Source organism: Burkholderia sp. SJZ089 (assembly GCF_007828315.1).
Lineage (GTDB): Bacteria > Pseudomonadota > Gammaproteobacteria > Burkholderiales > Burkholderiaceae > Burkholderia > Burkholderia gladioli.
Window position 1 is genome coordinate 89,028 of record NZ_VIUM01000010.1, and the last position, 15,360, is coordinate 104,387.

General features: G+C 68.8%; 8 protein-coding genes. 7 read left to right on the forward strand and 1 reads right to left on the reverse strand.

The window, feature by feature from the left end; genetic code table 11:
• The first annotated feature begins 40 nt into the window (after positions 1-40).
• Positions 41-1,807 (forward strand): AMP-binding protein, encoded by a 1,767-nt coding sequence (locus tag FB600_RS19550; protein ID WP_164467505.1) that lies wholly within the window; start codon positions 41-43, stop codon positions 1,805-1,807.
• Positions 1,808-2,480: 673 nt separating this feature from the next.
• On the opposite strand, the gene FB600_RS19560 is transcribed toward FB600_RS19550, so the two are convergent.
• Positions 2,481-3,341, reverse strand: a complete 861-nt coding sequence (locus tag FB600_RS19560; protein ID WP_098181437.1) for a transporter substrate-binding domain-containing protein — start codon at positions 3,339-3,341, stop codon at positions 2,481-2,483.
• Between the two features lie 183 nt (positions 3,342-3,524).
• On the opposite strand from FB600_RS19560, the gene hemE reads away from it, so the two are divergent.
• The 6 genes from hemE (at position 3,525) to FB600_RS19595 (ending at position 15,316) form a co-directional block, all read left to right on the forward strand.
• Positions 3,525-4,619, forward strand: a complete 1,095-nt coding sequence (gene hemE, locus FB600_RS19565) for a uroporphyrinogen decarboxylase (RefSeq protein WP_025097722.1) — start codon at positions 3,525-3,527, stop codon at positions 4,617-4,619.
• A 528-nt stretch (positions 4,620-5,147) separates the two neighbouring features.
• Complete coding sequence (locus FB600_RS19575) at positions 5,148-7,400, forward strand: primosomal protein N' (RefSeq protein ID WP_145757270.1); 2,253 nt, start codon at positions 5,148-5,150, stop codon at positions 7,398-7,400.
• Positions 7,401-7,892: 492 nt separating this feature from the next.
• Entirely contained in the window at positions 7,893-11,816 is a 3,924-nt protein-coding gene (putA, locus tag FB600_RS19580; RefSeq protein ID WP_145757269.1) for a trifunctional transcriptional regulator/proline dehydrogenase/L-glutamate gamma-semialdehyde dehydrogenase, read from the forward strand.
• Between the two features lie 86 nt (positions 11,817-11,902).
• Complete coding sequence (locus tag FB600_RS19585; protein ID WP_013696183.1) at positions 11,903-13,042, forward strand: branched-chain amino acid ABC transporter substrate-binding protein; 1,140 nt, start codon at positions 11,903-11,905, stop codon at positions 13,040-13,042.
• Positions 13,043-13,320: 278 nt separating this feature from the next.
• On the forward strand, positions 13,321-14,475 hold the full coding sequence (locus FB600_RS19590; RefSeq protein ID WP_098153469.1) for a pyridoxal phosphate-dependent aminotransferase: 1,155 nt from the start codon (positions 13,321-13,323) through the stop codon (positions 14,473-14,475).
• Between the two features lie 31 nt (positions 14,476-14,506).
• Positions 14,507-15,316, forward strand: a complete 810-nt coding sequence (locus FB600_RS19595) for an ABC transporter substrate-binding protein (RefSeq protein WP_373421869.1) — start codon at positions 14,507-14,509, stop codon at positions 15,314-15,316.
• The last annotated feature ends 44 nt before the right edge of the window (positions 15,317-15,360 follow it).

Below are 15,360 nucleotides of genomic sequence, written 5' to 3' on the forward strand. Positions count from 1 at the left end.
GCAGAATGAGCCGGCTCACCGCACCTACTCGGAGATGGCAATGACGACGACGGCAAACCAGGCTTCGAATCCGGGCGACCAGGCTGGCCGGGGCGGCCGCCCCGCGGGAATCGTGCCGCACGACGGCCTTTCCTACGTGCGAGGCGCGACCGACGTGCCGCTCAGCCACGACACCATCGGCCATTTCCTGGCCGCCGCCATCGCGCGTTTCCCCGATCGGCCGGCCGTGGTATTCCGCGAGCAGGACGTGCGCTGGAGCTGGCGCGAGTTCGGCGACGAGGTCGATGCGCTGGCCGCGGCGTTGATCGAGCTCGGCATCGCGCCGGGCGAGCGCGTCGGCATCTGGGCGCCGAATCGCGTCGAGTGGCTGCTCACGCAGTTCGCGACCGCGCGCATCGGCGCGATCCTGGTCAACATCAACCCCGCCTACCGGCTCGCCGAGCTCGAATACGCGCTGAACCTGGTCGGCTGCAAGATGCTGGTGGCGGCCGATTCGTTCAAGAGCTCGCAGTACACCCAGATGCTGCGCACGCTCGCGCCCGAGCTCGACGATTGCGCGCCGGGCGCCCTGCATGCGGCGCGCCTGCCCGCGCTGCGCGCGGTGGTGTCGATGAGCGAGGCGCCGCCGGCCGGCATGCTGCGCTTCGACGACGTGCTCGCGCACGGGCGCACGCTGCGCGGGCACGCGGGCCTCGACGTGCTCGGCGCGGGCCTGGCCGACACCGATCCCATCAATATCCAGTTCACCAGCGGCACCACCGGCAGCCCGAAGGGCGCGACTCTCACGCATCGCAACGTGGTCAACAACGCGCGCGCGATCGCGCGGGTGATGCGGCTCACCGAACAGGACGCGCTGTGCATTCCGGTGCCGCTCTATCACTGCTTCGGCATGGTGCTGTCGGTGCTGGCCAGCGTGTCGGTCGGCGCGAAGATGGTGTTTCCCGGCGCCGCCTTCGATCCGCTCGCCACCCTGGCCGCCGTCGAGGCCGAACGCTGCACGGCGCTGCAGGGCGTGCCGACCATGTTCATCGCCGAGCTCGACCACCCCGAATTCAAGCGCTTCGACCTCGGCACGCTGCGCACCGGCATCATGGCCGGCTCGCCCTGCCCGATCGAGACCATGAAGCGCGTGGTGGCCGAGATGCACATGGCCGAGGTCACCATCGCCTACGGCATGACCGAAACCAGCCCCGTCTCGTTCCAGAGCACCACCGACGACACGCTGGAGAAGCGCACCACCACGGTCGGCCGGATCCAGCCGCACCTGGAGGCGAAGATCGTCGACGCCGAGGGCGCGATCGTGCCGGTCGGCGCCACCGGCGAACTCTGCACGCGCGGTTACGCGGTGATGGCGGGCTACTGGGGCGACGAGGCGCTCACGCGGCGCGCGATCGTCGACGGCTGGATGCACACGGGCGACCTGGCCACCTTCGACGAGGAAGGCTTCTGCAACATCGTCGGGCGCCTCAAGGACATGCTGATCCGCGGCGGCGAGAACATCTATCCGCGCGAGATCGAGGAATTCCTGTTTCGTCACCCGAAGATTCAGAGCGCGCAGGTGTTCGGCGTGCCCGATCCGAAGTACGGCGAGGAAGTGTGCGCGTGGATCGTGCTGCGTGCCGGCGAGGCGATGGACGAGGAGGAACTGCGCGACTTCTGCCGCGGGCAGATTGCCCACTACAAGGTGCCGCGCTACGTGCGATTCGTGGAGGCGTTGCCGATGACGGTGACCGGCAAGGTGCAGAAGTTCGTGATGCGCGACGCGATGATCGACGAACTGCGGCTGACGGAGCAGAAAACGGCCTGACGCGGAAGCGTTTGCGTTTTCTATGGACGAAAAAAAGCGGGCTTATTAGCCCGCTAAAAACCACACGCTACGGGGTTAGCGCGAGGAGACCAAAGGTGGAAGCAATCGGCGTGGGCCGATCACGATTCCAACAAGGATGCCCCTGGGAAGGGATTCGGTACGAGACCGACGGACTATTCAGCGTGCTTCGTATCCGCTCACACAAGGCACAAGAAAGACCGCATCCGTGTTGAAACCGTGAGAGCCATTGTGGGCGAATTGATCGGGACTGGCGGTAACAAAGTGTATCAGGTTGTAACGCCCGTCAGATAAGGCTCTCCGGGATTTTTTACTTTCTGTCGGAGTTTAAAGCGGGGTCTTTTTACCGTATTTTCCGGTCATCATTTTGTGTGTTTTTTTGTGTTTTCGCCAAACGCCAGAATAAGGCCGACAAGCCGGCAAAACTGGTATTTCCTGCATTCGGATAATCCCCGATTTCCCGGACGAATATCCTCGCGATGGTGCATCAATCCGGCTACAGCCGACTTCCTGCCGTCTTGCGGGCCGGTTCGCTGCCCCGCCGGGCCCGGCAGCGGCACCGATGGCCGGGCGGACTACCCGGCCCGGTAAGCCTTGCCGCTCCGGGTGTAACCGGCGCGCCGCGTCGTAAGACACCGAAACGCCGGCCGCGCCCCTATTTGAGCCATTTGTCCGTCACGGCCTGGAATTCGCCGGTCTCGCGGGCCAGATGCAGCCACTGGTCGACGTATTGCTGGAACACCACGTCGCCGCGCGGAACCATGTAGGCCTTCTCGCCGAACTGGAACGGCTGCTCGGGGTGGACCGAGCAGAGCCCGGGATTGAGCTTCTGCTGCCAGAGCGTTTCCGAGGCATCGGTGACCATCACGTCGGCGCGGCCGTCGAGGATCTCCCGGAAGATCGTCACATTGTCGGGATGCACGCTCAGTTGCGCGTGGCCCAGGTACTGCCTGGCGAAACGCTCGTTGGTGCCGCCCGGGTTGACGATCACGCGCGTGGCCGGCTGGTCGATCTGGGCGACGCTCTGGTAGCGCCCCACGTCGGCGCAGCGCACGATCGGCGTCTTGCCGTCCTGCATGGTCGGGCGCGTGAAGAAGGCGCGTTGCTGGCGATCGAGCGTGGTGGAGATGCCGCCGACGGCGATATCGCAGCGCGCCACGAAATCGTCGGTGAGCGCGCGCCAACTGGTCTTCACGTACTCGGTGCGCACCTTCAGCGAACGCGCCAGCGATTCGGCCAGGTCGATGTCGATGCCCTCGAAGCGACCGTCGGGCCGGTAATACGAATAAGGGCGGTAGTCGCCGGTGGTGCACACGCGCAGCACGCCGCGCGCGAGCACTTCGTCGAGCCGCGAGGCGGCGGCGGGCGCCGCGCTGGCCGCGTTGGCGATCGGCTCGGCGCCGGGCGCGGCGGGGCTGGCCGCGAAGGCCGTGGCGCCCACGCAGGCGATGCCAAAGCCAAGGCAGGACGCGACTGCGCGTGCACGGAAGCGCGCCGGAATGAGGGCCGGGATCATCGATGTCTCCAAACGGGGTTTTCTGGTGGCGAGTGCTGGAATGCGGCGCCGGCTCCGGGGCACGGGCGGCGCGCATCGGTCCCCGATGATAGCGGCGCGCGCCGGTCCCGCGAAGCCGTCGCGCCGCCGGCGGCGGGCGGCTCCGGTAGAATGCGCGTTTGCACCTGCTTCGTCGCTCATACCGTGGCTCATAACCTGCTCAACGACACCTTCCTGCGCGCGCTGCGTCGCGAGCCGACCGACTACACGCCGATCTGGCTGATGCGCCAGGCAGGCCGTTACCTGCCCGAGTACAACGCCACGCGCGCGCGCGCCGGCAGTTTCCTGGGCCTGGCGAAGAATCCCGACTACGCGACCGAGGTGACGCTGCAGCCGCTCGAACGCTACCCGCTCGACGCCGCGATCCTGTTCTCCGACATCCTGACGATCCCCGACGCGATGGGCCTGGGCCTCGAGTTCCAGGCCGGCGAGGGGCCGAAGTTCGCCAGCCCGGTGCGCACCGAGGCCGACGTGGCGCGGCTGGCCGTGCCCGACATCGGCGCGACGCTGGGCTACGTGACCGACGCGGTGCGCGAGATCCGCCGCGCGCTGACCGACGCGCAGGGGCGCCAGCGGGTGCCGTTGATCGGCTTCTCGGGCAGCCCCTGGACGCTCGCCTGCTACATGGTCGAGGGCGGCGGCTCGGACGATTTCCGTACCGTGAAGTCGATGGCCTATGCGCGGCCGGACCTGATGCAGCGGATCCTCGACGTCAACGTGGATGCGGTGGCCGCCTACCTGAACGCGCAGATCGAAGCCGGCGCGCAGGCCGTGATGATCTTCGACACCTGGGGCGGCACGCTGGCCGACGGCGCCTACCAGCGCCTCTCGCTGGACCCGATCCGTCGCGTGGTGGCCAAGCTCAAGCGCCAGCACGACGGTGAGCAGGTGCCGGTGATCACCTTCACCAAGGGCGGCGGGCTGTGGCTCGAGGAGATCGCCGCCAGCGGCGTCGACGCGGTGGGCCTGGACTGGACCGTCAACCTCGGCCGCGCGCGCGAGCGCGTGAACGGCGCGGTGGCCCTGCAAGGCAACCTCGACCCGAACATCCTGTTCGCGCCGCCGGCGACGATCCGCATGGAAGCGCGCGCGGTGCTCGACAGCTACGGCAACCATCCCGGCCATGTGTTCAACCTCGGCCACGGCATCTCGCAGTTCACGCCGCCGGAAAGCGTCGCCGAGCTGGTCGACGAGGTGCATCGCCATAGCCGCACGCTGCGCGCGGGTTCGCTGGGCTGAGGAAGTCGCGCGGGCGGCGCGTTGGCGCGGCTTTCCATCGGCTCGCGCGGGCTATCTGGCGCGGGCAGGACAAGGCCTGATCGGCGCGTCGAATCGAAGCCGGGATGCTGCGTCGCAGCGATTCCGGTTTGCGCCGGCCGGGCGAATCGGGGCGCAAGCGCCCGTCGATCGGCACTTCCCGGCTTGTCAAGACTTGACTTATACACATTTTGCACGTTGCGGCGCGGTAGAGCGCCGCGTCGACAAAACGTCCACGCTATTGCGCCGGAAATCGGATAGCAGCCTTGCTGGATAAGGCTCGGCGACAAGGACTCCGATGTATCAAAAAGCAGTGATCGGCACGCGGGGAAGCCATTCCGGGACAGTCAAGCACGAGTTCTCAACAAAGTTATCCACAGGAAGGATCGGCTTCCACTGATTCTTAATGAGAATCCGAAACTTAGCGCCGAAAGTGATGTTTTACTTTAACTTCGCGTCGCCGGCCATGCGCCGGCCGTCGATCGCGCCTGCCGGCGCGCCGGGCGGCCGATGAGCGAAGCCCTCTACGTGCGCGTCGCGCTCGATCATCCTTTAGCGACGCTATTCGATTACCGCTATCGCGGCGCGCTGCCGCCGCGCGTCGGCATGCTGGCGCTGGTGCCGTTCGGCAAGCGGCTGGTGGTGGGGCTTATCTGCGAAGTCGCCACTCACACCGAGGTGCCCGAGAATCGCCTGCGCGAGGTCGCCGCGATCTGCGCCGAACTGCCGCCGCTGGCCGGCGACTGGCTCGACCTGGTCGATTTCGCGGCCGATTACTACCAGCGCGGCCGCGGCGAGGTTGCCCTGCCGGCACTGCCGCAGGCGCTGCGCGACGCCGAGCGCTGGGGCCGCCTGCTGGCGCCCGAGATCCGCTACCAGCTCTCGCCCGCAGGCCGCGAGGCCCTGCCCGATGTGCTGCCCGCGCGCGCCGCGGCACTGCGCCGGCTCGCGCAGGCGCTGCTCGACAACCCCTCCCTCCCCCTGCCCGAACTGCGCGCGCTGCATCCCAAGGCGCAGGCGACGCTCGACGCCTGGTGCGAGGCGGGCTGGGCCGCCTGCATCGAGATCGCCGCGGCCGACGTCGGTGGACAAGCGGTGGATAACTCGATCGTCGCGCCTGTGCCGCCGGCTCTCACCGCCGAGCAGGCCGACGCGCTGGAGGCGATCGAGGCCGCGCGCGGCTTCGCGCCCTTCCTGCTGCACGGCGTGACGGGCAGCGGCAAGACCGAGGTCTACCTGCGCGCGCTGGCGGCGCTGCTGTCCACGCGACCCGAGGCGCAGGCGCTGGTGCTGGTGCCCGAGATCAACCTGACGCCGCAGTTCGAGGCCGCGTTCCGCGCGCGCTTCGCCGCGGTGCTGCCGCCCGGCGCGATCGTCACGCTGCACAGCGGGCTGGCCGAGGGCGAGCGCGCGCGACACTGGCTCGCCGCGCATACCGGCCGCGCGCGCATCGTGCTTGGCACGCGCCTGGCGGTGCTGGCCTCGCTGCCGTCGCTGGCGATGATCGTGGTCGACGAGGAGCACGAGCCCGCCTACAAGCAGCAGGAAGGCCTGCGCTACTCGGCGCGCGACCTCGCGGTATGGCGCGCCAAGCGGCTCGAGATTCCGGTGGTGCTGGGCTCGGCCACGCCCTCGCTGGAAAGCTGGTGGCAGGCCGAGCAGGGCCGCTACACGCGGCTCACGCTGTCGCGTCGCGCGGTGGCCGACGCGGTGCTGCCCACCGTCAGGCTGGTTGACCTGGAGGAGGAGCGGCGGCGCGGCCGGGCCTCGATCGGCGGCTTGTCGGGGCCGCTGGTGGCCGCGCTCAAGGGCCGGCTCGAACGCGGCGAGCAGAGCCTGATCTTCCTGAATCGGCGCGGCTACGCGCCGGCGCTGGCCTGCGACGCCTGCGGCTGGGTGGCCGGCTGCCCGCGCTGCAGCGCCTACGTGGTGCTGCACAAGCCCGAGCGCGCGCTGCGCTGCCACCATTGCGGCTGGGAATCGCGGATCCCGCACAACTGCCCCGAGTGCGGCAATGTCGATATCGCGCCGCTCGGGCGCGGCACGCAGCGCGTCGAGGAGACGCTCGCCGAGGCGGTGCCGGGCGCGCGGATCCTGCGCATCGACGCCGACAGCACGCGCCGCAAGGGCAGCGCCGAGGCGCTGTTCTCCGACGTCCATGCCGGCGAGGTCGATATCCTGGTGGGCACCCAGATGATCGCCAAGGGGCACGACTTCCGGCGCGTCTCGCTGGTCGGCGTGCTCAATGCCGATACCGCCCTGTTCTCGCACGACTTCCGCGCCACCGAGCGCCTGTTCGCGCAGCTGATGCAGGTCAGCGGCCGCGCGGGCCGCGCCGGGCTGCCCGGCGACGTGCTGATCCAGACGCGTTATCCGCGCCACGCGCTCTATCACGCGCTGGCGCGGCACGATTACGTCGGCTTCGCCGGCTCGACGCTGGCCGAGCGCCGCGACGCGCATCTGCCGCCCTTCGTCTACCAGGCCCTGCTGCGCGCCGAGGGGCGCACCCTGGAAGCCGCGCTGGCCTTCCTGCAGGCGGGCGCGGCCGAGTTGGCGGCGCTGCCCGGCGCCGAGCGCGTGACCGTCTACGACGCCGTGCCGATGACGATCGTGAAGGTGCTCCATGTGCACCGCGCGCAACTGCTGGTGGAAAGCGCCTCGCGCGCAGTGTTGCAACACGTGCTGGCGGCGTGGCAACCGCGGCTGCGCGAACTGAAGGGCGTGTTGCGCTGGAGCGTCGAGGTGGACCCGCTCGACATCTGAGCGGCGCGCCGCCAAGGCCTTCCCGAGCCGGTTTGCGCGACGGGAGCGCATGCATCGAAGTGGTGCAACCAGCGGGCTTTTCGGACGTTTCCGGGTCGCGCCGGGTGCCTTCGATGCTGCCATGGGCCCACATTTCGCCTGCTTCGCGATACACCGGAATCAAACAGGAACCCACGACAGGCAAGGCGCGAGACCGATCACCGCGTAGCGAGCACTCGCCTCGCCGCCGTGCGCGGTACTCCCCGAAACGCCAATTCCCCATTCCGGTGCGCCGAAAAAACCGCGCCAGGCGCTCACCCGTCCTAAGGGAAAATACCGATCACCCTGGTGCTTGGCGTGGACCGGTTGCGATGCTCTAATGCATTGATTCCAAAGTATTTTGCAAAGGTGCAACCGAACTCGCGATTCGGTTGCACCTTTTTATTGTGTGGCATAGGATTCCGCGAGTCTTATCCACGCGACCGCCGGCCAAGTACCGGCACACAAGGAATCATGGCAAGCACCACCCTAGGCGTCAAAGTCGACGATCTGCTCCGTTCGCGTCTGAAGGACGCCGCCGCGCGCCTGGAGCGCACCCCCCACTGGCTGATCAAGCAAGCGATCTTCGCGTACCTCGAGAAGATCGAGCACGGCCAGCTTCCGGCCGAGCTGTCGGGTCGCAGCGGTTTCGCCGAACTCGCCGACAGCCATGCCGACAACGACGACGGCGCGCCCCACCCGTTCCTCGAATTCGCGCAGAGCGTGCAGCCGCAATCGGTGCTGCGCGCCGCGATCACGGCCGCCTATCGTCGCCCCGAGCCCGAGTGCGTGCCCTTCCTGATCGGCCAGGCCCGCCTGAGCGCGAACCTGTCGACCGACGCGCAGAACCTGGCCGCCAAGCTGGTCGAGACGCTGCGCAGCAAGAGCTCCGGCGGCGGCGTCGAAGGGTTGATCCACGAATTCTCGCTGTCGAGCCAGGAAGGCGTGGCGCTGATGTGCCTGGCCGAGGCGCTGCTGCGCATCCCCGATCGCGCCACGCGCGACGCGCTGATCCGCGACAAGATCAGCAAGGGCGACTGGCGCTCGCACGTCGGCCACGCGCCCTCGCTGTTCGTCAACGCGGCCACCTGGGGGCTGATGATCACCGGCAAGCTGGTCACCACCAACAGCGAGGCCGGGCTGTCCTCCGCGCTCACGCGCCTGATCGGCCGCGGCGGCGAACCGCTGATCCGCAAGGGCGTCGACATGGCGATGCGCCTGATGGGCGAGCAGTTCGTGACCGGCGAGACGATCTCGGAGGCGCTGGCCAACAGCCGCAAGTACGAGGCGCGCGGCTTCCGCTATTCCTACGACATGCTCGGCGAGGCCGCCACCACCGAGGAGGATGCGCAGCGCTACTACGCCTCCTACGAGCAGGCGATCCACGCGATCGGCAAGGCCGCCGGCAGCCGCGGCATCTACGAAGGCCCGGGCATCTCGATCAAGCTGTCCGCGCTGCATCCGCGCTATTCGCGCGCGCAGCAGGACCGCACCATCAGCGAACTGCTGCCGCGCGTGCGCGCGCTGGCCCTGCTGGCGCGCCGCTACGACATCGGCCTCAATATCGACGCCGAGGAAGCGGACCGCCTGGAGCTCTCGCTCGACCTGCTCGAGGCGCTCTGCTTCGATCCGGACCTGGCCGGCTGGAACGGCATCGGCTTCGTGGTGCAGGCTTACCAGAAGCGCTGCCCGTTCGTGATCGACTACCTGATCGACCTGGCGCGCCGCAGCCGTCACCGCCTGATGATCCGCCTGGTGAAGGGCGCTTATTGGGACTCCGAAATCAAGCGCGCCCAGGTCGACGGCCTGGAGGGCTACCCGGTCTACACGCGCAAGATCTACACCGACGTGTCCTACCTGGCCTGCGCCAAGAAGCTGCTCGGCGCGCCCGACGCGGTCTATCCGCAGTTCGCCACGCACAACGCGCACACGCTCTCGGCGATCTACCACCTGGCCGGCCAGAACTACTACCCGGGCCAGTACGAGTTCCAGTGCCTGCACGGCATGGGCGAGCCGCTGTACGAGGAAGTGACCGGCCGCGACAAGCTGAACCGCCCGTGCCGCGTCTACGCGCCGGTCGGCACCCACGAAACCCTGCTCGCCTACCTGGTGCGCCGCCTGCTCGAGAACGGCGCCAACACCTCCTTCGTGAACCGCATCGCCGACAAGGCGGTGGCCGTGAAGGACCTGGTGGCCGACCCGGTCGAGGAAGCCGCCAGGATCGTCCCGCTCGGCGCGCCGCACGCGAAGATCCCGCTGCCGCGCCAGCTTTACGGCGATTCGCGCGCCAACTCGATGGGCCTCGACCTGTCGAACGAGCATCGTCTCGCCTCGCTGTCCTCGGCACTGCTGACGAGCGCGCATCATCCGTGGCGCGCCGCGCCGCTGCTGGCCGACGAGGCCTTGTCCGACGCGCCGGCGCGCGAGGTCCGCAACCCGGCCGACCTGCGCGACGTGGTCGGCACCGTCAGCGAGGCGACGCCCGAGCAGGTCAGTGCCGCGCTCGCGCATGCGGTGTCGGCCGCGCCGATCTGGCAGGCCACGCCGGTCGAGGATCGCGCCGACTGCCTGGCGCGCGCCGCCGACCTGCTCGAGGCGCAGATGCACACGCTGATGGGCCTGGTGATCCGCGAGGCCGGCAAGTCGCTGCCGAACGCGGTGGCCGAGATCCGCGAGGCGATCGACTTCCTGCGCTACTACTCGGCGCAGATCCGCGACGAGTTCTCCAACGACACGCATCGCCCGCTCGGCCCGGTGGTCTGCATCAGCCCCTGGAACTTCCCGCTGGCGATCTTCATGGGCCAGGTGGCGGCCGCGCTGGCCGCCGGCAACACGGTGCTGGCCAAGCCCGCCGAGCAGACTCCGCTGATCGCCGCGCAGGCCGTGCGCATCCTGCGCGAGGCCGGCGTGCCGGCCGGCGCGGTGCAACTGCTGCCGGGCGACGGCGAGACGGTCGGCGCCGCGCTGGTGGGCGATCCGCGCACGCGCGCGGTGATGTTCACCGGCTCGACCGAGGTGGCGCGCCTGATCAACAAGGTGCTGGCCGCACGCCTGGACCCGGACGGCAAGCCGATCCCGCTGATCGCCGAAACCGGCGGCCAGAACGCGATGATCGTGGATTCGTCCGCGCTGGCCGAGCAGGTGGTGGCCGACGTGCTGAACTCGGCCTTCGACTCGGCCGGCCAGCGCTGCTCGGCGCTGCGCGTGCTCTGCCTGCAGGACGACGTGGCCGACCGCACGCTGACCATGCTCAAGGGCGCCATGCACGAGCTCGCGCTCGGCAATCCCGACCGCCTCTCGACCGACGTCGGCCCGGTGATCGACGCCGACGCCAAGCGCGGCATCGATGCCCACGTGGCCGCGATGAAGGAAAAGGGCCACCAGGTCACCCAGCTGCCGATGCCGGATGGCTGCGCGCAGGGCACCTTCGTGCCGCCCACGCTGATCGAGATCGCCAGCATCGACGAGCTCAAGCGCGAGGTGTTCGGCCCCGTGCTGCACGTGGTGCGCTACCGCCGCAGCGCGCTCGACAAGCTGCTCGAGCAGGTGCGCGCGACCGGCTACGGCCTCACGCTCGGCATCCATACGCGCATCGACGAAACCATCGCCCATGTGATCGGCCGCGCCCATGTCGGCAACATCTACGTGAACCGCAACGTGGTGGGCGCCGTGGTGGGCGTGCAGCCGTTCGGCGGCGAGGGACTGTCCGGTACCGGTCCCAAGGCCGGCGGCGCGCTCTACCTGCAGCGCCTGCTTGCCACGCGCCCGGCGGGCCTGCCGAAGTCGCTGGAGGCCTCGCTGGTGGTGGATGCGCCGGTGGAGGGCGAGTCGGGTGATAATCCGGCGTCGGCCCTGGCCGCGTTGCGCGACTGGCTGATCGAACAGCGCGAGGCCGCGCTGGCCGCGCGCTGCGAAGGCTACCTGTCGCGCGTGCTGGCTGGCGCGACCGCGGTGCTGCCCGGCCCGACCGGCGAGCGCAACACCTACACGCTCGGCCCGCGCGGCACGGTGCTCTGCATCGCGGCCACCGCGCGCGGCGCGCGTGCGCAGTTCGCCTCGGTGCTGGCCACCGGCAACCGCGCGCTGTTCGCGGGCGCCGCCGGCGAGGCGCTGGCCGCCGCGCTGCCGGCCTCGCTGAAGGGCCACGCGACGGTGCGCAAGCAGGCCGACGCGAGCTTCGACGCGGTGCTGTTCGAGGGCGACAGCGATGAATTGCTGGCGCTGGTGAAGGAGGTCTCGCAACGTCCCGGCCCGATCGTCTCGGTGCAGGGCGTGGCGGCCGGCGCCTTCGAGAACGGCGACGAGGATTACGCGCTGGAACGCCTGCTGACCGAGCGCTCGGTCAGCGTGAACACCGCGGCGGCGGGCGGTAACGCGAACCTGATGACGATCGGCTGAGCGATCCCGGCTGGTTGGCATGACGAAACGGAAGCGGCACGGCAAACCCGAAGCCGCTCCATTTACCCTGGTATTAGGAGAAGCTAATGCAACACACGATGAAAAAAGTGGCAGGCGCGACGTTCGTTGCGGTCATGTCGCTGGCGGGGACCGCGTACGCGGATGACGTGAAGATCGGCTTCGCGGCACCGATGACGGGAGCGCAGGCGCATTACGGCAAGGACATGCAGAACGGCATCGTGCTGGCGATCGAGGACTTCAACGCGACGAAGCCCGTGATCGGCGGCAAGCCGGTGACCTTCGTGCTCGATACGCAGGACGACCAGGCCGACCCGCGCACGGGTACCACGGTCGCGCAGAAGCTCGTCGACGACGGCATCAAGGGCATGCTCGGCCACTTCAACTCGGGCACCACGATCCCGGCCTCGCGCATCTACGCGAACGCCGGCATCCCGGAAATCGCCATGGCGACGGCGCCGGAGTACACCACGCAGGGCTACAAGACGACCTTCCGGATGATGACCTCCGACACGCAGCAGGGCTCGGTCGCGGGCGCCTTCGCGGTGAAGGATCTCGGCATGAAGAAGATCGCCATCGTCGACGATCGCACCGCCTACGGCCAGGGCCTGGCCGACCAGTTCGAGAAGGCCGCCAAGGCAGCCGGCGCGACCATCGTCGATCGCGAGTTCACCAACGACAAGGCCGTCGACTTCAAGGCGATCCTGACCAAGCTGAAGGCCGCCAAGCCGGACCTGGTCTACTACGGCGGCGCCGATTCGCAAGCCGCGCCGATGGTCAAGCAGATGAAGTCGCTGGGCCTCACGGCGCCGCTGATGGGCGGTGAAATGGTCCACACGCCGACCTTCCTGAAGATCGCCGGCGACGCCTCGGAAGGCACCATCGCCTCGCTGGCCGGCCTGCCGCTGAACGACATGCCGGGCGGCAAGACCTACGCCGACAAGTACAAGAAGCGCTTCGGCGAGGACGTGCAGACCTACTCGCCGTACGCCTACGACGGCGCGATGGCGATGTTCAACGCGATGAAGAAGGCGAACTCGACCGATCCGGCCAAGTACCTGCCGGTGCTGGCGCAGACCGACATGGCCGGCGTGACCTCGACGCATATCGCCTACGATTCGCGCGGCGACCTGAAGAACGGCGGCATCACGATGTACAAGGTCGAGAAGGGCGAGTGGAAGCCGCTCAAGAGCATCGGCGGCAAGTAAGCCTCGCGGCCCTGGCGGCTTGACCGCCCGGGCGGCTCGCGGGACCGGACCGGCCGGTCGGCACGTTGTCACGACGTGCCGGCCGGCCGGTTTTTTCATGCCGGCCCCGCTGCGGAGCCTGGCGACGCGGGATGGCGTCGCGCAGGTCAGCCATGCAATTTCCTCATGGCGGCCATGCAGAGGATTCGATTGCGGGGGGAATTTGTCTCCGGCTAAATCGCCTGGTATGGCCGCCGCCGCGTCGGCGCGGCCCGGTTCCGCCGCAGGAGATGTCCCCCATGCAGAGCGCTCTCGCGCCCCGCTCCAAGCTGCCCGACGTGGGCACCACGATCTTCAGCGTGATCGGCAAGCTGGCCGCCGAACACGATGCCCTCAATCTCTCGCAGGGCGCGCCCAACTTCGCGCCCGATCCGGCGCTGGTCGAGGGCGTGGCGCGCGCGATGCGCGACGGCCACAACCAGTACGCGCCGATGCCGGGCGTGCTGGCGCTGCGCGAGGCGCTGGCGCTGAAGACCGAGAGCCTGGGCGGCGCGCGCTACGACCCCGGCAGCGAGATCACCGTGCTGGCCAGCGCCAGCGAGGGCCTGTACGCCGCGATCAGCGCGCTGGTGCATCCCGGCGACGAGGTGATCTATTTCGAGCCCTCGTTCGACAGCTACGCGCCGATCGTGCGCATGCAGGGCGCCGTGCCCGTGGCCATCAAGCTCTCGCCGGAAACCTTCCGGATCGACTGGGAGGAGGTGGCGGCCGCGCTCACGCCGCGCACGCGGATGATCATCGTCAACACCCCGCACAACCCCACCGCCACCATTTTCGGCGCCGACGATCTCGCGCGGCTCGAGCGGCTCACGCGCGACACCGGCATCGTGATCCTGTCCGACGAGGTCTACGAGCACGTGGTGTTCGACGGCGCGCGCCACCTCGGCATGGCGAGCCGCCCGGCGCTGGCCGAGCGCAGTGTGATCGTCTCCTCGTTCGGCAAGTCCTTCCACGTGACGGGCTGGCGCGTCGGCTATTGCCTGGCGCCGGCCGCGCTGATGGACGAGATCCGCAAGGTTCACCAGTTCATGGTGTTCTCGGCCGATACGCCCATGCAGATCGCCTTCGCCGAGGCGCTGGCCGATCCGGCCAGCTACCTGGGGCTGTCGGCCTTCTACCAGGCCAAGCGCGACTTGCTGGCGCGCGAGCTGGCCGATTCGCGCTTCGAGCTGCTGCCCAGCGAGGGCAGCTTCTTCATGCTGGCGCGCTTTCGCCGTGTCTGCGACGAGCGCGACAGCGATTTCGTGCTGCGCCTGATTCGCGAGGCGCGCGTCGCCACCATCCCGCTGTCCGCGTTCTACGCGGACGGCACCGAGACCGGCGTGATACGCCTGAGCTTCGCCAAGGACGACGCGACGCTCGTCGAGGGCGCGCGTCGGCTGCGCGCGCTCTGATCCGAATCCCGCAGACTGCAAGGAGATCAGCATGACTGGATGGAACCGGCGGCGCGTCAGCGCGTTCGCCTGCGCGCTCGGCGCGACGGCTGCCATGAGCCTCACGGGTGGCGCCCGGGCGGCCGATGCGCAGAACCTGCGCTTCGGCGTCGAGGCGCAATACGCGCCGTTCGAATCGAAGGCGGCCGACGGCTCGCTGCAGGGCTTCGACATCGACGTCGGCAATGCCGTGTGCCGCATCGCGAAGCTCGACTGCAAGTGGGTGGAGACCTCGTTCGACGGGTTGATCCCGGCCCTGCAGGGGCGCAAGTTCGACGCCATCAACTCGGCCATGAACGCGACGCCGCAGCGTCGCCAGGCGATCGCCTTCACCACCATCATCTATCGCGTGCCGACCCAGCTGATCGCGCGCGCGAGCAGCGGTTTGCTGCCGACGCCGGAATCGCTGAAGGGCAAGCGCATCGGCGTGCTGCAGGGCTCCATCCAGGAAACCTACGCGAACGCGCACTGGGCCAACGCGGATGTGTCGATCGTCTCCTACCAGGACCAGAACCAGGTCTATGCCGACCTGGTTTCGGGGCGCCTGGACGGCACCCTGGTGCTCGCGCCGGCCGGCCAGCGCGGATTCCTGTCGCGGCCCGACGGCAAGGGTTTCGCCTTCGTCGGCGCGCCGGTGCGCGACGACCGGATCCTCGGCGACGGCATCGGCTTCGGCTTGCGCAAGGGAGATGCGGCGCTGAAGGCGCGCCTCGATGCGGCCATCGAGCAGCTCAAGGCCGACGGCACCGTGCAGGCGCTGGGCCGCAAGTATTTCGGCGATATCGACATCTCGACGAAGTAGGCGGCGTGAGATAGGGCGCGCATGGATCTCGTGCCGCCCCGCTC

Excerpts from the sequence above, each read along its gene's own strand:
- FB600_RS19550 (WP_164467505.1), top strand. The coding sequence starts at position 41 with ATGACGACGACGGCAAACCAGGCTTCGAATCCGGGCGACCAGGCTGGC.
- FB600_RS19560 (WP_098181437.1), bottom strand. The coding sequence starts at position 3,341 with ATGATCCCGGCCCTCATTCCGGCGCGCTTCCGTGCACGCGCAGTCGCG.
- FB600_RS19575 (WP_145757270.1), top strand. The coding sequence starts at position 5,148 with ATGAGCGAAGCCCTCTACGTGCGCGTCGCGCTCGATCATCCTTTAGCG.
- putA (WP_145757269.1), top strand. The coding sequence starts at position 7,893 with ATGGCAAGCACCACCCTAGGCGTCAAAGTCGACGATCTGCTCCGTTCG.
- FB600_RS19585 (WP_013696183.1), top strand. The coding sequence starts at position 11,903 with ATGCAACACACGATGAAAAAAGTGGCAGGCGCGACGTTCGTTGCGGTC.
- FB600_RS19590 (WP_098153469.1), top strand. The coding sequence starts at position 13,321 with ATGCAGAGCGCTCTCGCGCCCCGCTCCAAGCTGCCCGACGTGGGCACC.
- FB600_RS19595 (WP_373421869.1), top strand. The coding sequence starts at position 14,507 with ATGACTGGATGGAACCGGCGGCGCGTCAGCGCGTTCGCCTGCGCGCTC.